The sequence below is a fragment of the Corallococcus terminator genome (assembly GCF_049194865.1).
Classification (GTDB): Bacteria; Myxococcota; Myxococcia; order Myxococcales; family Myxococcaceae; genus Myxococcus; species Myxococcus terminator_A.
Genome location: NZ_JBLZWL010000136.1, coordinates 110,052 through 133,144, shown reverse-complemented (window position 1 = coordinate 133,144; position 23,093 = coordinate 110,052). Strand labels below are relative to the sequence as shown.

The 23,093-nt window shown below is 69.8% G+C and carries 22 protein-coding genes; 8 read left to right on the top strand and 14 right to left on the bottom strand.

Features of this window, described 5'->3' with window-relative positions; translation table 11 throughout:
- Positions 1-4 precede the first annotated feature (4 nt).
- The 6 genes from dapA to ku form a co-directional block, all read right to left on the bottom strand.
- Positions 5-892 (bottom strand): 4-hydroxy-tetrahydrodipicolinate synthase, encoded by an 888-nt coding sequence (dapA, locus tag ACN469_RS40300; RefSeq protein ID WP_498777148.1) that lies wholly within the window; start codon positions 890-892, stop codon positions 5-7.
- A gap of 16 nt (positions 893-908) precedes the next feature.
- Entirely contained in the window at positions 909-2,150 is a 1,242-nt protein-coding gene (gene lysA, locus ACN469_RS40295; RefSeq protein ID WP_498777146.1) for a diaminopimelate decarboxylase, read from the bottom strand.
- Positions 2,147-2,386: a hypothetical protein gene (locus tag ACN469_RS40290; protein WP_498777144.1), complete on the bottom strand. Its 240-nt coding sequence runs from the start codon at positions 2,384-2,386 to the stop codon at positions 2,147-2,149. The genes lysA and ACN469_RS40290 overlap by 4 nt, the downstream gene beginning before the upstream one ends.
- Positions 2,387-2,388: 2 nt before the next feature.
- Complete coding sequence (locus ACN469_RS40285) at positions 2,389-4,206, bottom strand: TIGR04551 family protein (RefSeq protein WP_498777142.1); 1,818 nt, start codon at positions 4,204-4,206, stop codon at positions 2,389-2,391.
- A gap of 128 nt (positions 4,207-4,334) precedes the next feature.
- A complete protein-coding gene (gene mutM, locus ACN469_RS40280; RefSeq protein ID WP_498777140.1) occupies positions 4,335-5,156 on the bottom strand; it encodes a bifunctional DNA-formamidopyrimidine glycosylase/DNA-(apurinic or apyrimidinic site) lyase in 822 nt (273 codons plus the stop codon).
- Between the two features lie 191 nt (positions 5,157-5,347).
- Complete coding sequence (gene ku / locus ACN469_RS40275) at positions 5,348-6,280, bottom strand: non-homologous end joining protein Ku (protein WP_498777138.1); 933 nt, start codon at positions 6,278-6,280, stop codon at positions 5,348-5,350.
- Between the two features lie 237 nt (positions 6,281-6,517).
- Between ku and ACN469_RS40270 the strand changes: the two genes are divergently transcribed.
- Positions 6,518-7,342, top strand: coding sequence for a M48 family metallopeptidase (locus ACN469_RS40270; protein ID WP_498777136.1), 825 nt, complete (start codon positions 6,518-6,520; stop codon positions 7,340-7,342).
- A 15-nt stretch (positions 7,343-7,357) separates the two neighbouring features.
- Here ACN469_RS40270 and ACN469_RS40265 read toward each other — a convergent pair whose 3' ends face one another.
- Together ACN469_RS40265 and ACN469_RS40260 are read right to left on the bottom strand one after the other, a co-directional pair.
- On the bottom strand, positions 7,358-8,407 hold the full coding sequence (locus ACN469_RS40265; RefSeq protein ID WP_498777134.1) for a YihY/virulence factor BrkB family protein: 1,050 nt from the start codon (positions 8,405-8,407) through the stop codon (positions 7,358-7,360).
- A 90-nt stretch (positions 8,408-8,497) separates the two neighbouring features.
- Entirely contained in the window at positions 8,498-9,385 is an 888-nt protein-coding gene (locus ACN469_RS40260; RefSeq protein WP_498777132.1) for an MTAP family purine nucleoside phosphorylase, read from the bottom strand.
- 93 nt (positions 9,386-9,478) lie between these two features.
- Between ACN469_RS40260 and ACN469_RS40255 the strand changes: the two genes are divergently transcribed.
- On the top strand, positions 9,479-10,366 hold the full coding sequence (locus tag ACN469_RS40255) for a hypothetical protein (RefSeq protein ID WP_498777130.1): 888 nt from the start codon (positions 9,479-9,481) through the stop codon (positions 10,364-10,366).
- 24 nt (positions 10,367-10,390) lie between these two features.
- Here ACN469_RS40255 and ACN469_RS40250 read toward each other — a convergent pair whose 3' ends face one another.
- Positions 10,391-11,230 carry an ATP-grasp domain-containing protein gene (locus ACN469_RS40250; RefSeq protein ID WP_498777128.1) on the bottom strand — a complete coding sequence of 280 codons (840 nt, stop codon included), beginning with the start codon at positions 11,228-11,230 and terminating at the stop codon, positions 10,391-10,393.
- Between the two features lie 176 nt (positions 11,231-11,406).
- Here ACN469_RS40250 and ACN469_RS40245 point away from each other — a divergent pair, with 176 nt between their 5' ends.
- Positions 11,407-12,906 carry an endo alpha-1,4 polygalactosaminidase gene (locus tag ACN469_RS40245; RefSeq protein ID WP_498777126.1) on the top strand — a complete coding sequence of 500 codons (1,500 nt, stop codon included), beginning with the start codon at positions 11,407-11,409 and terminating at the stop codon, positions 12,904-12,906.
- A 4-nt stretch (positions 12,907-12,910) separates the two neighbouring features.
- Here the strand turns inward: ACN469_RS40245 and ACN469_RS40240 are convergent, their stop codons facing one another.
- Genes ACN469_RS40240 through ACN469_RS40230 form a run of 3 tightly spaced genes read right to left on the bottom strand, consistent with a single transcriptional unit; the run spans position 12,911 to position 15,447 of the window.
- The gene (locus tag ACN469_RS40240; protein ID WP_498777124.1) at positions 12,911-13,879 is read right to left on the bottom strand and encodes a DMT family transporter; all 969 of its coding nucleotides are present in this window, start codon (positions 13,877-13,879) and stop codon (positions 12,911-12,913) included.
- Positions 13,852-14,865 (bottom strand): tRNA epoxyqueuosine(34) reductase QueG, encoded by a 1,014-nt coding sequence (gene queG / locus ACN469_RS40235; RefSeq protein ID WP_498777122.1) that lies wholly within the window; start codon positions 14,863-14,865, stop codon positions 13,852-13,854. Before queG ends, ACN469_RS40240 begins: the two co-directional genes overlap by 28 nt.
- An 18-nt stretch (positions 14,866-14,883) precedes the next feature.
- A complete protein-coding gene (locus tag ACN469_RS40230; protein ID WP_498777120.1) occupies positions 14,884-15,447 on the bottom strand; it encodes a cob(I)yrinic acid a,c-diamide adenosyltransferase in 564 nt (187 codons plus the stop codon).
- Between the two features lie 150 nt (positions 15,448-15,597).
- Between ACN469_RS40230 and ACN469_RS40225 the strand changes: the two genes are divergently transcribed.
- From ACN469_RS40225 to ACN469_RS40205, 5 genes are all read left to right on the top strand, one after another.
- Complete coding sequence (locus ACN469_RS40225) at positions 15,598-16,392, top strand: thymidylate synthase (RefSeq protein WP_498777118.1); 795 nt, start codon at positions 15,598-15,600, stop codon at positions 16,390-16,392.
- A complete protein-coding gene (locus ACN469_RS40220) occupies positions 16,389-16,868 on the top strand; it encodes a dihydrofolate reductase (RefSeq protein ID WP_498777116.1) in 480 nt (159 codons plus the stop codon). Before ACN469_RS40225 ends, ACN469_RS40220 begins: the two co-directional genes overlap by 4 nt.
- 73 nt (positions 16,869-16,941) lie before the next feature.
- Positions 16,942-17,364 carry a hypothetical protein gene (locus ACN469_RS40215; RefSeq protein ID WP_498777114.1) on the top strand — a complete coding sequence of 141 codons (423 nt, stop codon included), beginning with the start codon at positions 16,942-16,944 and terminating at the stop codon, positions 17,362-17,364.
- A 64-nt stretch (positions 17,365-17,428) separates the two neighbouring features.
- Complete coding sequence (locus tag ACN469_RS40210; RefSeq protein WP_498777113.1) at positions 17,429-19,282, top strand: FTR1 family protein; 1,854 nt, start codon at positions 17,429-17,431, stop codon at positions 19,280-19,282.
- A 37-nt stretch (positions 19,283-19,319) separates the two neighbouring features.
- A complete protein-coding gene (locus ACN469_RS40205; RefSeq protein ID WP_498777111.1) occupies positions 19,320-20,072 on the top strand; it encodes a GlsB/YeaQ/YmgE family stress response membrane protein in 753 nt (250 codons plus the stop codon).
- Positions 20,073-20,166: 94 nt separating this feature from the next.
- Here the strand turns inward: ACN469_RS40205 and ACN469_RS40200 are convergent, their stop codons facing one another.
- Together ACN469_RS40200 and ACN469_RS40195 are read right to left on the bottom strand one after the other, a co-directional pair.
- Positions 20,167-21,699: an MBL fold metallo-hydrolase gene (locus tag ACN469_RS40200; protein WP_498777109.1), complete on the bottom strand. Its 1,533-nt coding sequence runs from the start codon at positions 21,697-21,699 to the stop codon at positions 20,167-20,169.
- Entirely contained in the window at positions 21,696-22,991 is a 1,296-nt protein-coding gene (locus tag ACN469_RS40195; protein WP_498777107.1) for an HD domain-containing protein, read from the bottom strand. Before ACN469_RS40195 ends, ACN469_RS40200 begins: the two co-directional genes overlap by 4 nt.
- Positions 22,992-23,093 lie beyond the last annotated feature (102 nt).

Here is a 23,093-nt window from a genome sequence, read left to right as displayed (position 1 = left end):
GCGCTCAGTGCTTCAGCAGGCCCAGGTGTCGCAGCTCGTCGCCCAGCTTCTCCGCGTTGGGCCCCGTCATCGGCACCAGCGGCAGGCGCACCTCCGGACCGAAGAGTCCCAAGAGGTGCAGCCCCCACTTCACGGGGATGGGGCTGGACTCCACGAAGAGCAGCCGGTGCAGGTTGTTCATCTTCACCTGCAGCTCACGCGCCTTGGTGAAGTCACCCGAGCGGCCCGCCGCCACCAGGTCCGCCATCAGCCGGGGCGCCACGTTGGAGGACACGGAGATGACGCCCTTGCCGCCGCACGCGAGGAAGGGCAGCACGGTGAAGTCGTCGCCGGACAACAGCGTCAGCCTGTCGCCACACTTCTCCAGGATGTCCACCGCCCGGGCCATGTTGCCGGTGGCCTCCTTGATGGCGACCACTTCCGGGAAGTCGCACAGCCGCTGCACCGTCTCCGGCAGCAGGTCCACGCCCGTGCGGCCCGGGACGTTGTAGGCGACAATCGGGAAGCCCGGGTGCGCGCGAGCCACCGCGCGGAAGTGCTCCACCATCCCCGCCTGCGTGGGCTTGTTGTAGTACGGCGTGACGATGAGCGAGCCGTCCGCTCCCGCGTCGCGCACGCGCCCCACGCTCTCAATCACCTCCGCGGTGTTGTTGGAGCCAGCGCCGCCCAGCACCTGCACGCGGCCCTTCGCTTCCTCCACCACCACGCGCACCGCGCGGGCCCGCTCTTCGGCGTTCATGGTGACGGACTCGCCGGTGGTGCCCATGGGCACCAGCACGCTGGTGCCGCCCTCAATCTGCTGGCGCACCAGCGCCCGGTAGGCCGACTCGTCGAGCGCGCCGTTCCGGAACGGAGTCGCGAGCGCCGTCATGGAACCTTCGAAGGTCTTCATTCCGGCGCTTATATGTTCAGGCCCGCTCGCCGCGCCAGAGATCCTCGGTGCGCTCCCGCTCCCTCACCACGCGCCACGCCTCGCCGTCCACCAGGACCTCGGCCGGCCGGGGGCGGGAATTGTAGTTAGAAGCCATGCTCATCCCGTACGCCCCGGCGCTGAGGAAGGCGTACAGCTCGCCCGCCTGGGGGAGCACCAGGGGACGGGCCTTGGCCAGCACGTCGGTGGACTCACACACCGGCCCCACGACGTCCACCTCCACCGCCTTGCCCCGCCGCTTCACCAGGGGGACGAAGGCGTGGTGGGCCTCGTAGAGGGCCGGGCGGAGCAAGTCGTTCATGCCCGCGTCCACCACGGTGAACTGCTTGGCGGGGGTCTGCTTGCGGTACAGCACGCGCGTGAGCAGCACGCCCGCGTTGCCCACCAGCGAGCGCCCCGGCTCCAGCACCAGTCGCGCGCCCGTGTCCTTCGTCGCCGCCAGCACGACGCGCGCGTACTCCGCCACCGAGGGAGGCGTCTCGTCCGAGTAGGTGATTCCCAGGCCGCCGCCCACGTCCAGGTACTCCAACGCGTGCTTCTGCGCCTTCAGCTCCTGGTACAGCCCCGCCACCTTGGTGAGCGCCGCGCGCAGGGGCGAGCTCTGGGTGAGCTGCGAGCCGATGTGACAGTCCAGGCCCGCGGCCTTGACGCCCTTCATCTTCTTCGAGCGCGCGTAGAGGGCCACCGCCTCTTCGAAGGGCACGCCGAACTTGGACGTCTTCAGCCCGGTGGCGATGTAGCGGTGCGTGCGCGGGTCCACCTCCGGGTTGACGCGCAACGCGAACGGCGCGCGGCGACCCAGGCGACGGCCCACGGCGTCCAGCGCCTCCAGTTCCTCGGCGCTCTCCACGTTGAAGAGGAGGATGCCCGCGGCGAGCGCGGCCTCCATCTCCTCCAGCGTCTTGCCCACCCCCGCGAACACCGTCTTCGCGGCCTCGCCACCCGCATGCCGCACGCGGGCCAGCTCTCCGCCGGAGACGATGTCGAAGCCCCCGCCCAGCCCCGCGAACAGCCGGAGGATGGCGAGGTTGGAGTTGGCCTTCACCGAGTAGCAGACCAGGGGCCGTGCGTCGGAGAAGGCCTCCGTCACCGCGCGGAAGGCTTGGGTCAGCGCGGCGGTGGAATAGACATAGGTGGGCGTGCCCACCGCGTCGGCGATTGCGGGCAGCGGCACGGCTTCCGCGTGCAGCACGCCCTTGCGATACGGAAAAGAGCTCACGGTGTCCCAGCGTCGACGGCCGTGGTGGGCGTCACGGCCCCGCCATCCAGCGTCGAAGTAATCGACGGTCCCGAGGACTCCACGCTTACGGGCGCGGTGTCCGACGGCGGCGGAGGGGTCTCCGTCGCCGGCACCGGCGCCGCCAGTGGCGGCTTGGCCGGACCCTTGATGCCGCACGCCACCATCCCCAACACCAGGACGGTGGCGACCCCGAGCGACGTGAGGGCGCGCTTCATGGCTAGAACTTCACGCCCAGCCAGCCGCGGATGCTGTGCGGCGTCTCCAGGTCGGCCTTCAGGTCGTCCGTGTAGGCCTGCAGACCGCCCATCGGGAAGAGGATGCCGTAGGCGATGCCGGCGAGGAAGCCGTCCTCGGTGGTGTAGTCCACGCCCGCGTTCACTTCCACGCCCAGCGACTTGCTGGTGAAGGACGGCGTCGACTCCGCGTAGAGCGCCTGCGAGTAGATGAGGCGGCCATACAGGTCGATGCCCGGCGCCACCGCGTACTTCACGGACGGCCGCACGTAGAACGCGTCGGTGACGCCGCCAATCAGCTCGCGCCAGAGGATGAGGTCGATGCGGTAGTCGCGGTTGAAGCGGAAGTTGCGGATGGCCGAGTCGGAGCAGCCACCACCGTCGCAGCGGTACTGCGGACCTTCCACGTCACCGGGGTCGGTGTAGCCGTTGGAGCCCGAGCCCTGGCGGCCCGGGTTGTTGCCGAAGCCCGGCGCCTTGTCACCCGAGGCGAAGCCCAGCTCCAGGCCCAGCGTCAGCTTGTTGTCCGCGACCTTCACCTCGCCCTGCGCCACGCCGCCGAACTGCGCCACGCGCAGGCTCTGGTCGAACGTCGTCTGGTTCGCCAGGAGCGCGCGGTTGCCGATGTTGCCGAGCACCGCCGCCAGCTCGAACTCCAGGCGCCAGTTGCGCTCCTCGTACCGCAGCCACAGGTCCGGGATGTACAGCGTCGCGTCGCGGGGGATGAAGGCGCCCGTGGGCTGGTTGTTCTCGTCCTTCACGTTGTCGTAGTTCTGCGTGCGATACGTGAAGTGCAGGCCGTACTGGAGCACGCCCTGGTTGTTGTCCAGCTTGGAGCGGATCTGCGCGTCCGTGTCGCGGCGGGCGATGGCGAGCACCCAGCTGTGGGCGTCATCCGCCTGCGTCAGGTCCACCGGCGCGCCCTGGGCGCCGCCCCGGTACTGCGAGCCCTCGGAGTTGAAGTCCAGCATGGGCGTCACGTACCAGCCGGCGAAGGGCTCGGTGACGAACTGGATGCGGTCCACCGTGTCGCCGAAGTCGCAGTCGAAGCAGTTGCCGTCGTTGCGCAGCATGCCCAGGCCCCAGTGGCTGCCCATGCGGCCGAAGCGCAGGATGCCCACCGGCGTGTTCACCTCGCCGTAGGCGCGGCGCAGCTTGATGGAGTCCGACAGCGTGTCGCCCAGCGACTCCTGGTCCTCGGAGAAGATGGTGAAGATGTTGCGCTGGTCACCCGGGTAGAGCGTGTCCGGCGTGGAGCCCAGGACGACGTTGTCCAGGCCGTCCACCTGGAGCTTGATCTTCACCTGCTCGGACACGTTGAACGTGGGGTCCAGGCGCAGGCGCATGGTCGCGAAGGACTGGGTGTTCTCCCCCCGGCGCGGCGAGAAGGCCGGGAAGATCTCCTGGCCGGGGAGCTTGCCCAGGTCGAACTTGTAGAAGAGCGTGGGGCGCAGGCGGAAGTAGCCGTCGAGGGTGAAGACCTCCAGCTTGCGCTTCTCCTCCGGGTACTCCTCGCTCCACTCCTCGCCGTTGAGGGACTGCTTGGCGGCCTCCGCGCGAATCTCTCCGCGCAGCTCCTGCTTGGTGGCCTCCAGGTCGTCGCGGGTGACCGACTCGCCCTCGGCGGCGGGGGGCTGCACGGCGGCGGGCGCGGCGGGGGAGACAGAGACAGCCGGCGGCTCGGCGGGGGCGGGGGCGGGCGCGGCCTCCGCGGGCGCGGGCGGAGGCGTGCCCCCGGCCGGCACCTGGGCGGTGGCCGTGGAGGAAGCGACGAGCAGCGCCGCCAGCAGGACGTGAGACATGGGCAACGATCTCCAGGGCCGCTCTGGGCGGCCGGGTCGGAAAGGCGGGCGATTCAAGCCACGGGACAGGGGGGTGTCAACGCCAACCGGGCCGCGAGTTCGCGCCGTGAACGACAGGACGTCCAGGGTCATTTCCCTGTCCTCCCCCGGGGTTGGCACTTCGGACAGGCATAAGTGGTGCGTCCCGCCTGGGTGAAGGACTCCACCGGCGAGGCGCACTTGGAGCACGGGCCGCCACCGCGCCCATACACCAGGAACGGGTTCTCGGAGCCCCCATCCTCCAGGTACACGGGCTCCTCGCCCTCCTGCTCCTCGAGGCCGAAGTCGATGCTGGCGCGGATGGCCTGGACCAGGCGCTTCCAGTCGTCGGGGGCGAGGGTGGAGGGCTTGCGGGCGGGGTGGAGGCCGGCGCGGAACAGCGCCTCCGCGGCGTGGATGTTGCCCAGGCCGGCGATGCGCGCCTGATCCATCAAGGCGACCTTCAGGTCCTGCTTCGAGGACGCCACGGCCTCGGCGAGCTGTCCGGAGGTGAGGCCGTCCGCCAGTGGATCGCGTCCCAGGGCCTTCACCACGTCCAGGGAGCGCAGCTCCGAGGAAGCGGCCGGCTCCATGCGGCCGAACATGCGCGCGTCGGCGAAGTGCAGCACCTGCCCGTTGTCCAGGTGGAAGCGGGCGCGGCTGTAGGGCACGACGTCCGCTTCCGCACGCCGGACGAACTTGCCCGTCATGCCCAGGTGGCCCAGCAGGCCCCGGCCTTCCTCGAAGGCGAAGAGGAGGTACTTTCCCCGGCGGACGAGTGACTCCAGCCGCCCGTGAAGTCGCGCGAAGGCGCCGCGCTCGGCGCCGCGAAAGACGCGGGTATCATCCGCATCCGCGCGCACGAGGCGTCGTCCATCGAACCAGCGCACCAGATTGCGCCGGGCGATTTCTACTTCGGGTAACTCAGGCATCCCCTCGGGCACATAGCACCGGCGCCCTCCCCGCCCACGCATTTCTTGCTCAAGTTGGCAGGCACACACGTCCGGGACGGCCTCGACAGCACACCGCGCGCCTCCGCCCCCGAGGCCCCCCACGGGCGATCATCACCGCCGGGGTCCCCGCGCACCGCCTGGAGGGGACAGGTCGCGGCGAGCCAGCCCGTTCAGGGTGACGGCTCACCGTCCTCGTCGTCCTCTCGTTCGGGAGTCGTCTTCGGAGTCGGCGTATCACCCTTCGGGGCTCGGACCTCCCGGGCCGCCATCCGGGGTCGCAGCCGGAGCGCGCCTTCCATCGGCGGCGGCGCTCGACCCGCCAGGAGCGCGTCCACACCCCGCTCCGGCGCTCCCGGCGACGCCCCTTCCTCCGTCTCGCGCGGCGCCAACTCGGGAGCGACCCTTCGCGTTCGAGCCTGCGCCCGGGCCCTGCGCTCCAGGAAGGCCATCACCCGCTCACGGTGGACGTCCGGGTAGCTCCGGGGCTCGAAGTCGGCGGAGCGCGCCTCGATGAGTCGCAGCGTCGCCGCGAGCTCGCCGGGCTCGAGGGCCGACTCCCCCTGCTCCAGTTCGGAGAGCCGCTCCTGGGACACCACTTCATCCACGGCATGGAGCGTGGAAAGCACGAGCCCCCGACCATGCGGCCGCACGAGACACAGGTGCCCCTTCTGATACAGCACCCATCGCCCCACGCCCACGCGGCCCGACTCGCGCAGGCCCGCCGCCAGCAGCGCGTGCGCATGCTCCGCGCCCTTGTCGGGCACCAGGTGGTACGACGTGTCCACCAGCAGGTCATCCACCTGCATGGGGTCCACGAAGGACTCCAGCGCGATGACCCGACTGGCCACGGGCTCCAGCGCGTCCAATTCCCCGCTCGTCACGGTGACGCTTCGGCCGTCCGCCAGCGTGTAGCCCCGCACCACGTGCTCCAGCGGCACCTCCTCGCCATCCGCCGAGCACACCCGCTTGTTCTGGATGCGCGCGCCATCCGCGTCATGCAGCAGGTGGAACTGGACCTGCCGGGAGACGACGGCGCCGTGCACCCTCACCGGGAGCGTCACGAGGCCGAAGCTCAGCGAGCCCACCCAGACCGGACGCGACATCAAGGCCACCACCCTTCACCCCCAGAACCTCCGTACGTCGCCAGGGCAGCGCAAGACCCGGCGGGGGCCCCGCGAGGCATCCGAGCCCTCCGGCTCCCGGGTGCCAGGAGTCCCGCGAGCCCCACTCATCGCGTCGGAACCCACACGAGGGACTTGCCGAGGAGGCGGACGCTGCCCAAGAGTCCGGGCAAGTCGCGGTCTCAACGCATCAACCGGCAAAGAAAGGCGTCCTCGGTCATGCAGCGGATTCTCTCGGCGGTATGGAGCCTGGCCCTCCTCATGGGTGTCACGACGGGCTGCACCACACAGCGCGTCCAGGCGGAGAAGGCTCTCGCGAAGACCTTCGTCTCGGATGAGCAGGAGGAGGACATCGGCAAGCAGGTGAAGGCGGAGCTCGAGCAGAAGGAGAAGATCAAGTACGTGGAGGACCCGACCATCGTCGAGTACGTCCGCAACCTCTCCGCGCCCATCATCAAGCAGGCCACGAAGGACCGGCCGGGCGTGCGGTGGAAGATCAACGTCATCGACGACCCGAAGACGGTGAACGCGTTCGCCACGCCGGGCGGCTACCTCTACGTCTACACGGGCCTCATCCTGGCCGCCGACACGGAGGCGGAGCTGGCGGGCGTCATGGCGCACGAGGCGGGCCACGTCGTCGGCCGTCACTCCGCGCGGGCCATGGTGAACCAGATGGGCCTGCAGACCGTCACCCAGCTCGCGCTGGGACAGAACCCGGGCGCCGCGGCCCAGGTCGCCGCCCAGCTCGTCGGTGGCGGCGCGATGCTGGCGCACAGCCGCAGCGAGGAGCTGGAGGCCGACGAGTACGGCGCGCGCTACTCCTCCGGCGCCGGCTTCGACCCGAAGGGCCTCATCAGCTTCTTCCAGAAGCTCCAGGCCCAGGAGGGCAGCACGCCGGGCGTCATGAAGTGGCTGAGCACCCACCCCACCAACAAGCAGCGCATCTCCGACCTGCAGGAGTTCATCTCCAAGAAGGGTCTGCGCGGCAGCAACAACAGCCCGGGGCAGCTCCCCGCCATCAAGCAGAAGCTGGGCGGGAAGTAGGCTCCCCACCAGGGCTCAGTGCAGGCTGGACGGTGGCTCGCGCTCCAGCTCGGCGCCGGATGGCTCGGGGGATTTGCCCCGGGCCACGCGGTGCTTCCAGCGCCAGAAGGCCAGCCGGGAGCGCTTCGCACTCGCCGCGCTCTTGGCGGCCCCGGGCGTCTTGATGGGAGGCTCCGCCGGAGCGGGCTCGCCGAACTGGCGCGCGCCCTTCTCCTTCCCCTCCGCCGAGGCGTGCTCGAGGATGGCGTTCAGCTCGCCGCCGAGGATGAACACCAGCCCGGAGATGTAGAGCCACAGGAGCAGCACCACCACGCCACCGATGGAGCCATAGGTGACGTTGTACTTGCCGAAGTGCTCCACGTACTGCGTGAAGCCCCACGTGCTCACCATCCACACCAGCGTGCCGAAGATGGAGCCCGGGGTGATGTACTTGAAGCGCTGCTTCACGTCCGGCAGCAGGTAGTAGCAGAGCGACAGCGCCAGCATCACCAGGCCCGCGGTGAACGGCCAGCGCACCCAGGACCAGACGACGTAGAAGGCCTCCTGCACGTGCAGCCGCGTCGCGAGCCACGCCCCCAGCCGGCCACCGAGCAGGAACACGGCGAAGGACAGCGGGATGAGCAGGGTGCCCACGAGCGTCATCAGCATGGCCAGCCCCTGCGTCTTCCACAGGGGACGTGACTCGGGCACGTCGTAGGCCAGGTTGAGCGCCTTGCGCAGGGCATCCGCGCCGCGCGAGGCCGACCACAAGGCCAGCAGCAGACCCACCGTCAGCAGCTTGGGCCGGGGCTGATCCACCAGCGACGTCAGGTGCTGCGTCACCAGGCCCAGCGCGTCTCCGGGGACGAGCGGGCGGATGCGGTCCAGCATCGCGTCCACCGCGCCCGGCGCGAAGGGCAGATACGCCACCAGCGTGACGAGGAAGAAGAGGAACGGGAACAGCGAGAACAGCAGGTAGTAGGAGAGCTGCGCCGCGATGTCCGTGACGGTGTCTTCCTGGAACTCCTTCACGAAGCGCCGGGTGAACTCACGCCAGGTGAGGTACTTGAGCCGTGGCAGCCGCATCCTTCCCTCCTCGCCCCCGACCTTCGGGTAACGGAAGGTGGGGTTGAGGACGCCCGTTGGCAGCAGGCGACCGGGCGAGCCCTCGTCCGGCTAGACGACGTTCGGCGGAAGATATCTGCCCAGCAGTGGACGAAGGCGGGAGCGCACCTCGTCGGGGATGCGGGAGCGTTCGGTCCACAGCGCCATCGCCAGGGCGGAGTCACAGCGACACGCGGACGGAGCCTCGGCGATGCGAGGCAGCGCGCGGCGGATCAGCGCGGCCCCCTTGGTGGTGACGGCCTGCACGTTGTGGGACAGCCGCGCCAGCAGGGCTTCGTGCTCCTGCCCCGGGGGCAGCGGCTGCCAGGAGTCGTAGTCCGTGGGCAGCGCCACCAGCGCGTAGTGCAGCTCCGCCTCGCGGGCGAGCCGCGCCTCGGGCATGGCCGTCATCCCCACCAGGTCCGCGCCCCACTGTCGGTACAGCAGGCTCTCCGCTCGGGTGCTGAGCGAGGGGCCTTCGACGCAGACATACGTCGCCTGGGTGGGCACGACGGCGCCACTGGCCGTCGCCGCGTTGGCGAGGACCTGACGGAGCGTGCCGCAGAAGGGCGAGTCCAGCTCCACGTGGACCGCGAGGTCGTCGTAGAAGGTGCAGGGGCGGCGGTAGGTGCGGTCGATGACCTGGTCCGGGACGACCAGTTGGAGCGGAGGCAGGTGCTCCTGGAGGCTGCCCACCGTGCCCGTGGCCAGGACGTGGGTGACGCCCAGCTGCTTCAGCGCGAAGAGGTTGGCGCGGTAGGGGGCGCGGGTGGCGTTGAAGACATGGCCCGCGCCGTGGCGGGGCACATAGACGACGGAGACGCCGTCCAGCTCTCCGGAGAAGAGGGGGCCCGCATGGGGACCAAAGGGGGTTTCGAGGGTGTGGGTCTCCAACCGACCAGAGAGCCCCAACAGTTGCTCCAGACCATGGCTCCCGATGATGCCCACCCTGACAGCCATGTTCCTCCTCTTGGCGCTCCGGCCGCGCTCCTGAACCATAGCGCGCCCCCCTGGCGCCGGGAGGCACGAAGACTGGTAGTTTTCGAAATTGCCATGCGTCTTCTGCCCTTCCTGCTTCTGGCGCTCGCCGCCACCCCCGCCCTCGCCCAGCGCGGCGCCGTCCCCTCCGGCTGTCAGGAGGACTACGCCACCTGCAAGGAGGACTGCTCCATCGAGTACGGCGGCAGCGGTCGCACCGTGAAGAAGCTCACCCAGTGTCTGAGCATCTGTACGGAGAACCGCGGCGACTGCAGCGAACGACACTCGTCGCTGCGCGGAATGCCCGACAGCGTGGTGGCGGATCCACCTTCGCGCAGGCGGACCACTCCGAGGCAGCCCATGAGCCGGGAAGAAGACCCGTTTGGAGACTCGGGGGACTCGGAGCCCCGGCGCACGTCGAACCGTGAAGAGGACCCGTTCGGTGACGCACGTCCGGAGAGGGACTCCGTCAGGGCGCGCCGCGAGGCCTACCGCCCGGACACCGTCCCCGCCGAGGACTCGCGCCCTCCCGCGGAGGAAGTCCCGTCGGCGGGGCCGGCGCCGGTCGACACCACGCCCGTGCCCGCGGTGTCGCGGCAGGGCGTCTACCGCGCCTCCGACTCCGAGCCGAAGCCAGCGAAGCCCGAGCCAAAGCCCGCGCCGGAGACCGAGCCCGACCTCGGTGATTTGGAGCCGCTGGATGCGCCGTCGCCCGCGCCCACGGCCGCCGCGAAGCCGTCACCCCGGATGGAGCCCGTGAGGCCCGCGCCCGCGAAGCCCACGCCCACCGTCGCAGCCGCCGACGACGACACGAAGGACCCGCTGCTCGACGAGCCACCGCCCGCCCCCGTCGCTGCCACGAAGAAGCCCGCGCCGCCGCCCCCGTCCAACCCACTGCGCCCCACGATTCCGGCGGAGCCCAAGAACAAGGACATCTCCGAGTGGGACCCCAACGGGGACTGACCTCCGCGTCGGACACCGCGCGACTCACCGCGCGCGTTGCAGCTCCAGGATGTTCCGCCACAGCGCGAAGGGAGAGACACCCGCGTAGCCGCTCTCCTGGCCGTCATTGCACTCGATGACAATCCAGCGGCCGGAGACCTCCTGCGCGAGGTCCACGACGAGGAAGGGCACGTCCACCCGGCGCGCCACCTCGCGCCCCAGGCCGAGCGCCTCGTGCTGCTCCGCTTCGTTCATCGTGTACGGCGTCCCCTGCCACCAGTAGGGCCCCCACCCCACCAGCTCACCGCGCCACCAGAAGGTGCGGAACTCGAACGAGCTGGGGATGCGGTCCGGCGCGCCCTCCTCCACCCGGCGCAGCGGACGCAGCTCGCGACACACCACGCGTTGCCAGTGGAGGATGGGGTCCGTCGCATAGGTCGCCATCGCGCGCTCGAACTGCTCGGGTCCCTCGATGATGGAGAGCGACTTGCGGTGGCGGCTCGTCTGTCGCTCGCCCTTCACGAAGACAGGCCAGCCGAGCATGTCCCCCACCGTCTTCGCGGACGGCCGCGTGTCGTACCAGACGCTGCGCGGCGTGAGGTCCGTGAGTCGGGGGTACCAGTGCGGCAGCTCCGTCGCGAGCAGGTGCTGCTCCGGTGAGTGCACCAGCTTCACGTCCGACGCCGCCAGCTCGCGGTAGCGCTCGGCGTAGTCGCTCCACACGCCGACGCGAGCCACCACCTCCAGCGACTCCGGCGGCTGATACGGACGACGACAGGCGAAGAACCGGTCGAAGCCGAAGTCGTAGATGCCCTTGCCCGTGGGCGCGCTCAGCACCCACAGCAACTCCTCCACCTGGAACAGGTCCTCACCCGCGCGAAGCATCGCGCCAGTGTACGCAGACGCGGGCCGTGCACCACATGGCATCCAGGCGGAAACGAATGTTCCAGCAGGAGAGCGCGAGCCCTCGTGCGTCGGCGCGCGCACCGCCACTTCGCATTGCTGACGCCCCGCGCACGGCGTTAATGGCCGCCGCGTTCCACACCCCGAGGAGACGTTGCATGCGAGTCGCTGTGAAGTGGTTGACGTGGACCTGTCTGGCCCTGCTGGCCGCGTGTGGTGGAAGCAGTGCGCGTGACACGCTCGACGATGAGCGCGGCGCGATTCTCCCCGATGCGCAGACGCTCACCTGCACCACCCTCCAGCTCGCGCGCGGCTCCATCGGCTCGGGCCAGGGCGTCCAGGGCCTGCACACCCAGACGCTGTCCGGCACGCAGGACCGCTGGGCGGAGTACGTCGAGTTCGCCCCCAACAGCTCCGCCACGTGCACCTATCCGCTGCCCACGGGCGTGAGCGCGGACACCGTCGTCGCGGCCGAAATCGGCGTGAACTTCCGGGGCCCGACGAAGTCGGCGATGCGCTGGCTGTTCGAGGCCTGGGACTACTCGACGGGCACCTGGGTCGTCGTGGGTGACAACGCCTTCGCGCAGTCGTGGAGGTGGTCCGCCACGTCGCTCGCCCTCTCCTCTCCCGCGCGGTTCTTCTCCGGCGGCCCCGTGAAGCTGCGCTACCGCACGGAGTCCTCGGCGGATGCGTCGCTGCTGGACCTGCTCGTGGTGCGCGTGCAGGTCGCGGCATCGGACGCTGGGACGCCGACGGACGCGGGCACGCCCACCGATGCGGGCACTCCGACGGACGCGGGGACTCCCACCGACGCGGGCACGCCCACCGACGCGGGCACGCCGGTACCCTGGGAGGGCGTCAGCAGCTTCACGTACCAGCTCACCAACTATCCCCAGGGCAAGCTCGACGCGATTGCCGCCTCGAAGTTCGACCTCGCCATCGTCGAATTGGTGCGGGACGGCTCGAGCGGCTACTTCACCGCCGCCGAGATTTCCGCGCTCAAGGCCCGAGGCAAGCAGGTGCTCGCGTACTTCGAGATTGGCGCCATCGAGGAGTACCGTCCCGAGTGGAGCCAGGTGCCCGCGGACATGAAGCTCGGCCCCGTGGACGGCTGGCCCGACGAGCAGTACGTGAAGTACTGGGACGAGCGCTGGTGGCCCATCGTCCAGGGACGCCTGGACCGCGCGCTCGACGCGGGCTTCACCGGCTGCTACCTGGACATGGTGGTGACGTACGAGGAGATTCCCGCCAACGCGGCGGGCACCAACCGCGCCGACCTCGCGCGGAAGATGGTGGCGCTCATCGCCCGCATCAACCAGTACGCGAAGGCGCGCAACCCGGCCTTCAAGGTCGTGCCGCAGAACTCCCCGGAGCTCGTCGATGACCCGGCCTACTTGCCCGCCATCGACGGCCTGGGCATGGAGGACATGTACTGGTCCGACGACGTCGCGTGTGACGCGGGCTGGTGCGCGGAGAACCGCGCCAACGCCGCCCGGGTTCGCGCCGCGGGCAAGCTGGTGCTGTCCACCGACTACGCCGTCCAGTCCGCCCACGTCGCGGATGCGTATACGCGCGCTCGCGCCGCGGGCTTCGTCCCGTACGTCACGGTGCGCGCGTTGGACCGGGTGACGGTGAACGCGGGGTGGGACCCGCAGTAGCCGCTCAGGTCGCCGGGCGCCCCGCCACGGGAGGCAGGGGCGCCGTCGGCGGAGCGCGGGCCACCACCGTCTGGGTGAGCCGCACGCCCGCGAGGACGAGCACTCCACCCACCGCGATTTCCCAGTGCAGCGACTCGTCCAGCAGCAGCCAGGCCGCGAGCGCCGTGGCCGCGGGCTGGAGGTTGGAGAAGATGGCAACCTTCGACGCCGACACCTTCGACAGCGCGTAGTACCAGAGCACGTACGCCACCACCGACGTCAGCAGCCCCAGGTAGACGATGCAGCCCTTGGCCGTCGCGCTCGCGGCCATCAGCATGTCCGTGTTCGCCACGAAGGGAGCGAAGGGCAGCATCAACACCGTGGACATCGTCATGCACCACGCCGTCGCGCGCAGCGGACCGTGGACGGCGACGAAGGGCTTCCCCTCCGTCGTGTAGACGACCCACGCCAGCACCGCGCCGAGGATTAGCACGTCCCCCAACATGGAGCCGCGTGCATCCGCCAACCCGCGCCCCAGCAGCAGCACCACGACGCCGATGAAGGCGGTGGCGATGCCCAGCAGCGTCCGCGCGGAGGCCCGCTCCTGTCCTCGCGCGAGGCTCAGCAGGTACACGCCCAGCGGCGTGAGCGCATAGAGCAGCGCCCCATGCGCGGCGGTGGAGCGCGAGAGGCCCGAGAAGAAGAACACCTGGTTCACCGGGCCCGCCAGCAACCCGAGGATGAAGATGCGGCGCCAGGCATCGCGCGGCGGCAGCTTCGGCCCGGGCAGCACCAGCAGCAGCACCACGAACACCAGCCCGCTCAGGAAGAAGCGCCACAACACCACGGTGAGCGGCGGCAGCTCCGTCATGGCCCGCTTCGCGGCCAGATACGTCCCGGCGCTGATGCTGACCTGGATGAGCAACGCGGCATACACCCCGCGAAGCGGCGATGCGTCGGAGGAGTTCAGGGGTCGAGCTTGTGAAGAGCCCATTGCGCGGCGGTACGTACCAATTCGCTCGAATCGCCGCAGAGCTTTTCGAGCAGGTATCGCGAGTCCGCCTGCCTGGCCACGCCCAGCGCATACACCGCGTTGCGGCGGAGCACGTCATACCGGGCCCGTGCCAACGCTGTACCGGGGATGAGCTCCTCGTACTGTGTCGGTGTGAGCCCCGCCAATTCCAGCGTGCCCAGCTCCGCCACCGCGCGCGGTGCGAAGCGCGGGTGCTCGGCGAATACGGGCCGCCGATTGAGTGGACACACCTGCTGGCAGATGTCGCACCCGAAGATGAGGTTGTCGAACTTGAGCCGGAAGGCCTCCGGCACCTGCTGCTCGCGGTTCTCGATGGTCTGGTAGGACAGACACGCCCGTGCATCCACGCGGCCGTTGCCCACCAGCGCTCCCGTGGGACAGGACATGAGACAGCGGCGACACGCGCCACACCGGTCCCCCGCCGGCCCCGTCCCATAATCGTCCACCTCGGCATCGAGGACGAGCGTGGCCAGCAACACCCACGAGCCATACGGCTCGGTGATGAAACAGCCGTTCTTCCCCACGTAGCCAAGCCCCGCGCGCGCCGCCCACACCTTCTCCATGAGGGGGCCGCTGTCCACGCTCCCGTACGTTCCCAGGCCCGGGGACATCCGGATGATGGCCTTGCGGAAGGCCTTCATCCTGTCGCGCAGCGTGGAGTGGTAGTCGCGGCCCCGCGCATACCGGGCGATGGGCGAACCCACCGACACCTCGTCATCGCGCCAGTAGTTGTTGACGAAGGAGATGACCGTCCGGGCGCCCGGTAGGAGCCTGTCGACGTCCAACCGCTCGGCGACCCGCTCGCCCATCCAGTCCATGTCCGCCGCGAAGCCCGCCTCCAGCCACTCCATGATGAAGGTGGGTGGAATGGGCTCCGCGCGAGCGAAGCCCACGAGGTCGAAGCCGACGGACCGGGCGAGGTCGCGAAGAGGGGCGGTGGGCAGCACGACGGAAATCAGGGAGCGCTACTTCGCGGACGGCTTCTCCGGAATCCACTTCACGTCTTCCACCTTGGCGCGGTGGTTGGCCACTCGAGCCATGACGAAGAGCAGGTCGGAGAGCCTGTTGAGGAAAACCACCACGTCCTTGGGAATCGTCCCGTCGCGCAGCAGCGGAACGGCGCGGCGCTCGGCGCGACGGCACACGGTGCGTGACAGGTGCAGCGCGGCGGCGCCCTGCGTGCCTCCAGGCAGGATGAAGTGGGTCATCTGCGGCAGCTCGCTCTCGAAGCGGTCGATGGCGTGCTCCATGTCCACCGCCCACTCCGCCTTGAGCGAGGGAATGTGCGCGGACGCCTTCGTGCCCGCGGGCGTCGCCATCACCGCGCCCACAGTAAAGAGCTGGTCCTGGAGCCGGTGCAGCATCGCGTCCAGGTCCTGCGGCAGGGAGAAGCCCCGCGCGAGACCGAGCGTCGCGTTGAGCTCATCCACCTCGCCGTACGCGTCCACGCGGACGTCGTCCTTGGCGACCCGACCGCCTCCGAACAGGCCGGTCTCTCCCGCGTCGCCGGTCTTCGTATAAATCTTCATGGGTTCCGGCTTGTACCGGTGGGGCGCGCCACACGTCCAGAGAAGGCGCGTCGGTGCACCCTCGGAAGCAGCCCACAAAGTGGCTGGCAGACATGAGGAACTCTTCCTACTTGAACACCTACCCGAGGGCGGCATACACGCCTCGACCCCATGCAGCCCTATCTGAACCTGCTCGACCACGTCCTCAAGCACGGAACGAAGAAGGGGGACCGCACGGGCACAGGCACACTCAGTGTCTTCGGCCCTCAGCTGCGGTTCGACCTGACGCAAGGCTTCCCGCTGGTCACCACGAAGAAGCTGCACGTGAAGTCCATCTTCCACGAGCTGCTCTGGATGCTCGCGGGGGACACCAACGTGCGCACGCTCCAGGCCAGCGGCGTCACCATCTGGGACGAGTGGGCCAACGCACACGGTGAGCTGGGCCCCGTCTACGGCCACCAGTGGCGCTCCTGGAACGCGCCAGACGGCGGCCACATCGACCAGATGAAGGCCCTGGTCGACGGGCTGAAGAAGAACCCCGACTCGCGCCGCCACCTCATCAGCGCGTGGAACGTGGCGGACCTGCCGGACATGAAGCTGCCGCCGTGCCATGTCCTCTTCCAGTTCTACGTGGCCAACGGGCGCCTGTCCTGCCAGCTCTACCAGCGCAGCGCGGACCTCTTCCTCGGACTGCCCTTCAACATCGCCTCGTATGCGCTGCTGACGATGATGGTCGCGCAGGTGACGGGCCTGGAAGCGCACGAGTTCATCCACACGATGGGCGACGCGCACCTGTACCTCAACCACGTCGAGCAGGCCCGCGAGCAGCTCTCGCGCGCGCCCCGTCCACTGCCGCGCCTGCGCCTCAACCCGGACGTGAAGGACTTGTTCGCCTTCAAGTACGAGGACATCCAGGTCGAAGGCTACGAGCCGCATCCCGCCATCAAGGCCCCGGTCGCCGTATGAAGCTGTCGGCCATCGTCGCCCTCGCATCCAACCGCGTCATCGGCGCCCACAACCAGCTCCCGTGGCGCCTGCCCGCGGACCTCGCGCGCTTCAAGCGACTCACCATGGGCCACACGCTCATCATGGGTCGCAAGACGTATGAGTCCATTGGCCGCCCCCTGCCCGGCCGCGCCTTCATCGTCGTCACGCGCCAACAGGACTTCGCGCCCGAAGGCGTGACGGTGGTCCACTCCGTGGAGCAGGCGCTCCAGCAGGCCCAGGCCCGAGGCGATGACGAGGTCTTCATCGCGGGTGGCGCGGACCTCTACGCCCAGACGATGGACCGCGTGCAGCGCCTCTACCTCACGCGAATCTCGCGCGACTACCCGGGCGACACCTTCTTCCCGGAGGTCGACCTGTCGGGCTGGAAGCTCGTCGAGGAAGAGCAGCACCCGGAGGCCGAGCCTCCCCACTCGTTCCTCACCTACGAACGCTGAGGCCCTCACCTCTCGCGTCGCTCGCCCGCCGGGCAGCGCACCGTGCGCCAGCAGGTAGCTCCCGCGCGGCGCCGTGCGCACCTCGAACGGCATGTGGACCACCCTCACCTTCCCGCTCCAGCCCCAGCACCTCATCGGCCGTTCCCTGCGCACCGCGACGCTGGCCGGTGCCACCGGGCTCGCCATCTCCAACACCCTCACGCTTGCTCGCCTCTCCCGTCAGCTCGACGCCAGACAAGCGCGGCGGCGACTCCCGCGCGCCCGAGCCCTCCGCGCACTCGCCGTCGGAGCCAGTGCCCTGGGCGCCACCGCGATGGGGGCACTCTCCGTCGGGGCTGTCGCCATCGGCGCGCTCTCCATCGGCGCCTTCGCCATCGGCCGACTGCGGGGCGGTGACTGGCGCCTCGCCCGCCTGCGCATCCAGTCCCTGGAAGTCGAGCAGTGGACAGGCCCTGGCAACGCCACGACCGTCGCCACCATCCCTTCACGGGTTTGAAACGCCCATTTCGATATTGATTCGCAAAATTGAAACACTTTTCCGCCGCTGGTAGACGAAGGCCATGAATCGTGTGGTCTCCGTCGCCTTGTGCCTCGTGCTCGCGGTGCCTCTTTCGGCCGGGGCCAGCGAGCCAGGCGCGGAGGAGCGGACGTGGCACCGGCTGGTGGGAATCCTCCAGTACCTGGAGGCGGACTATCCGGCCGCCATCGAGTCCCAGTCGGAGTTCGAGCTGGCGGAGCAGAAGAGCTTCGCGGCCGAGGCGGTGGACGCGGCCCAGGGACTTGGCGCGGCGGCGGCGGTCTTCGTCCCGCGCGTGAAGGCCATCCAGGCGCGCGTGGACCAGTCGAGCGACGCGGAGGGCGTGAGTCGGGACTGCGGCGCGCTGGTGGAGGACCTGGTGCTGGCCGGGGGCCTTGCTCGCAGCCCGCGTCACCCGCCGGACCTGAAGCTCGGCGAGAAGCTCTTCCAGACCAACTGCGCGGCCTGCCACGGCGCGGACGGCAGCGCCAACCTGCCCATCGCCGCGACCATGGAGCCCGCGCCCGCCAACTTCCGCGACGCGGAGCTGATGGGCGGCCTCACGCCCTACAAGGCCTTCAACACCACCAGCTTCGGAGTGCCGGGCACCGCGATGCCGGCCTATCCCACGCTGAGCGAGGACGAGCGCTGGTCGCTCGCCTTCTTCGTCTTCACCCTGCGCCAGCCGGCGTGTGAGGGCACCGCGCCGCGCGCGTCGCTGGAGCGGCTGGCGAACACCACGGATGACGACCTGGTGAAGTCGTTCGGCGCGGAGCACCTCGCGTGCCTGCGCCGCAAGCTGCCGGAAGTGGACGAGGAGCGCTCGCTCATGATTGCCCGCGATGGTGTCCAGGAGGCGCTGCGACAGGGCGCCGCGGGCAACGCGGCCGGGGCGAAGGCGGCGCTGCTGGATGCGTATCTCAACGGCCTGGAGCCGGTGGAGCCCAAGCTCAGCTCGCGCGACTCGGCGCTGGTGCTCAAGCTGGAGCAAGGCTTCCTCAAGGCGCGGCTCGCGGCGGAGAACGGCAGTCCGCACCTCCAGGACGAAGGCCGTGAGCTGGTGTCGCTCCTGGACCAGGCGCGTCGGGACAGCGGCAGCACGGCGGACCTGATGTCCACGCTGTGGCTCACGGTGTTCATCCTGCTGCGCGAGGGCTTCGAGGCCACCATCATCGTCGCGGCGCTGCTGGCGGCCCTGAAGAAGATGAAGGCCACCGAGCACGTGCGCGTGGTGCATGCCGGCTGGATGTCCGCGCTGGTGATGGGCGCCGGGGCCTACCTGCTCGGCCGACACCTGCTGGCCGGCGCGCAGCGCGAGTGGCTGGAGGGAGTGGCCGCGCTCGCGGCGGTGGGCATGCTGGTGTACGCGGCGCTGTGGCTCAACGCGCGCTCCAACATCAGCCAGTTCATGGGCGAGCTGCGCCAGAAGATGCAGGGCGCGCTGGGCCGAGGCAGCATGGTGGGCCTGTTCCTCATCGCCTTCACCGCCGTGCTGCGCGAGAGCTTCGAGACGGCCATCTTCCTCCAGGGCCTGGCGCTGGACTCGCCCGAGGGCGTGGCCTGGGGCGCGTTGGTGGGCACGGTGGCGCTCGCCATCCTCGTCCTCTTCATCAACCAGCTGGGCTTCCGTCTGCCCATGAAGACGCTGTTCAACGTGTCCACGGTGGTCCTCGTCGTCACTGCGGTGATGTTGCTGGGCAAGGGCCTGCACTCGCTCCAGGAAGTGGGCGCGCTGCCGCTGGTGCCGGTGCGCTTCTTCACCGTGGACCTGCTCGGCATCTACCCGGACGTCGTCTCGCTGCTGCCCCAGGTGTTGCTGGCCGCCGCGCCGCTCGCCCTGGTGGTGCTGCGGCGCCGGGCCCGGGCCGACCGTGTCACCGAGGTGTCCGCCAGTTGACGCGACGACACCCCCGGCCTTGCTGTAGCTTGTACAGGTGAGGTTTTCGCGCGCGCTCTCCGCCTGGCTGGCCGTCCTGCTCTTGTCGAGCACGGGCTCCGCCTGGGGCCAGTCTGGCCGAGAGGACGAGCCGGCCCAGCGCCCCGCTTCCGAGCTGTCTCCTCCCCCACTCGTCCCCGTCTCGCCTGGAGACGGGGACGACGAGCAGGGCAAGGACGACGCCCAGGACACCACCCCTCCGCCTTCCGGCCCCGAAGTCACAGAGCAGGCCAAGCCGAGTCGCAAGGTCGCCGTGGAAGACCCGGTGCCCCGCGTCGCGGTGGAGTTCGTGGGAGGAACCGCGGGCGGAATCGCGGGCGGGGCCGTGGGCCTCGTCGTGGGTTACCTGCTCGGCGCGCCCACGGTGGGCTGTGACGAGTGTCAGGTCGTCTCGCTGGTGGGAGGACTCACCGGCGTGGTCATCGGCATCCCCGCCGGCACCTGGGCGGGCGGGCGGCTCATGGACGGCAAGGGCACGCTGCTCGCCACCGTCGGAGGAAGTCTGGTCGGCTGGGGTGGCGCGCTCCTGGGCTCGCTCATCCTCGGGGCCAACGACGACGACAAGGCGCTCGCCGCGCTGCTGCTGCTGCTCCCCGTCGCGGGCGCCACCACGGGCTACGAGCTGTCCCATCAGTCACAGCGCCCGGTGTCACCGCCCGCTCAGACGCGGCATGACTCCGGCGTGCGGGTGCTGCCCGTCGCGGGGATGACCGAGCACGGCCCACGACTGGGGCTGATCGGGCGATTCTAAGAGCCGCACCGCTGGCTCACGCTCCGTCGCGGGGATGACCGAGCACGGTCCACGGCTGGGGCTGATAGGGCGGTTCTGAGGCCGCCCCTCCGACTCACGCTCCGACGCGGAAGTACTGCAGCGACTCCTCGCGCACGTGACCTTCGGCCATCAGCTTCTCCAGCGTGGCCAGCGCGCTGCGCTCCGCCACCGGGTGCATCAACGGCGGCGTGTCCGCATAGGCCCGCTCCACCAACTGGGCCAACGTGATTCCCTCGGGAGACACCGCCGCGAGGATGAGCGCCTCGCGCTGGGCTCGGTGGTTCAGATACTCCTGGAGCTTCGCGGGCCCGTCCGGCAACGGCTGTCCATGCGCGGGATACAGCGTGCCCACGGGCCAGTCGCGCAGCCGGGCGAGCTGCGTCAGGTAGTCGCGCATGTTGCCCTCGGGCGGGTCGATGACGATGGAGCCCACGCCGGCCACCATGTCACCCACCACCGCCGCGCGGCTGCGCTCGTCCACGAGGCAGACATGGCCCCGCGCATGTCCGGGCGTGTGCAGCACCCGCCAGCGCTGGGGCACCTCTCCCGCCAACTCCAGCACCTCGCCGTCCTCCAGCAGTCGCTCGACGGGGAAGTCCAGCCACTCCGCCGTCTTCGCATGGCACCACAGCGGAATGCCCAGCCGCTCCTTCACCGCGCGCGCTCCGCCCACGTGGTCGCCGTGGTGATGCGTCAGCACCACCGCCACCGGCTTGAACCCGTCCGCCTTCAGGCTCGACACCAGCGACAGCAGCTTCGCGTACTGCTTCACATCCCCGGAGCCCGGGTCCACCAGCAGCAGCTCGCCGTTGCCCAGCACATACGCGTTGGTGTGCGTGGCCGGCGGCAGCGTGGGCGTCTCCAGCGCCACCACACGCACGCCCTGCTGGAACTCGACGCGCTGGGCAATGAAGCCCGGGCAGTACGGCGGCGTCGTCAGCCGCGCCCTCGCGTCCGCCTCGTCGGTGAACGTGCCCAGGACCTGGAGCGCATGCACCGCTGGCGGGTGCAACAGCGCGGTGCCGTCCGCCCAGCGCCCCAGCGCCAGCGAGGGCGATACCCACGCGCCCTCCGACAGCTCTCCGGGCCACAGCTCCGTGCGGGCATGCGGCGGCAGCTCCACCAGATAGAAGTGCGTGTCGAAGCGCACCGGCACCGCGTGCGGGGTAATCCACCGCCCCGCGGCGCGGAAGTCATCGGCGCGCAGCGTCAGGCCCTCGTCCCGCAGCAGCTCGCCCCACCCGCGCTGTCCCGCGAGCAGCGCCTTGCGCAGCGCGTCCTGCTTCTCTTGCGAGAGCGCCTCGGCGCCCTCGGCCACCAGCACACCGGCCTCCTCGAACAGCTCGCGCGCGGCGGCCGAGCGCAACGCGGCCTCCTCCCCACTGGCACCCCGCACCGGGACCTCCGCGTCCGCCGCGTCCAGCTTGCCGCCAGGGAACGCGTAGAAGCCGCCCGCGAAGGCCAGCGCCTTGCCGCGCTTCACCCAGTACACCTCCACGCCCGGACCCACGCGGCGGTAGAGCAGCGCCACCGCGGAGGCGCGCGGCTCGACGGGGACATGGCTCAGGTCCAGACCGAGGCCCAGACCGGGAAGACGCTCACTCATGATTGCACCGCCTGACCGAGGAGCTGGCCCATCAGCTCGTGCGCTGCTTCCGACTGGTCCGGCCGCACGAACAAGCGCGTGAGGCGGACCGCGCCACTGTAGCGCTGGTACAGCGCGGTGTAGCGCGCCACCTCCGTCAACCGTCCGGTGGACGCGTCGATGATGAAGAGGCTCGGCCCCGTGCCCGTCGGCCCGGAGGCGTACTTGCTGAGCACGTTCACCGACTCCACGACGTAGTGCTCGAAGCCCGACGAGACGAGCGCGCTGCGCAGCACGTCCAGGTCGTACCCGGTATCGCGCTCCGTGTACTGCGCCAGCAGCTTGAAGCCCTGACGGGTGATGATGCGCTGCGCCCACTTGTTGCGAGAGCGGCGCAGCGTGTACCAGAGCGCCGAGTCGTCACAGAGCAGGAAGTCCTCCGGGTCCGACGGAATCTCGAACTCGCCGGGCGACTCCTCGTAGTAGCGCCGCAGCATGTAGTCGAAGCTCACCGACGTGTGGTGCAGGTAGACCGAGACGAACATGTGGTAGCGGCTGAGGAGGAAGTCCTCGAAGGCGAACGCCGCCGCCCGGCTCAGCGCGAGGTAGGCCCGCCCGTCCTTCACCGCCGGGTTCAGGTTGCCGATGATCCAATCCATGTCGTACCGGCCGTAGTTGACCCCCGTGTAGAAGGAGTCGCGCAGCAGGTAGTCCATGCGGTCCGCGTCCAGCTCGCCGGAGACGATGGCGCGCAAGAGCGGCGACCAGTCCACGCCGTCCCACGTGAAGCCCGGGTCCTTGGGCGGACGGGCTCCCGAAATCAGCGCCACCGCCGCCATGGGGGTGATGCCCAGCGCCCCGAACTCCCGCTCGATGATGGGCGTCAGCGAGCTGTCGAGCAGGATCTTCGCCGTGTAGTCCTCATGCGTCGCCTGCTCGCCCTCCGCCACCGAGTCCAGCCAGCCGGGCAGGCGCAGCAGTGAACGCTTCGGGGCGATGCGCTCGGAGGCGTGCGACAGCGGCATGTGGCCCAGGTCATGGCAGAGGACGGCCAGACGCACCGCGGTGCAGAAGCGCTCGCGCACGTCCTCGGGGAGCGAGGAGCGGGAGGCCACCGCGCCGAACACCCGCGAGGCGACGTGCATGGCGCCCAGGGAGTGGATGTGTCGGGTGTGCGTGGCGCCAGGGAAGGCCAGGTCGCCGAAGCCGAGCTGCCGCACGTAGCGCAGCCGCTGATAGTGGCGGCTGTCGATGACGGCCTTCTCCGACTCGCTCACCGGGATGGTGCCGTGGATGGGGTCGCGGATGCGCATGGTGCCCTTTCCATACTCCTGAGTACCCCTATCGGAGGTAGTCCACCGTACCGCAAGCCCTTCCGGGAGGTAGCCCAGGAGGTAACCAACCGTCACCTGTGG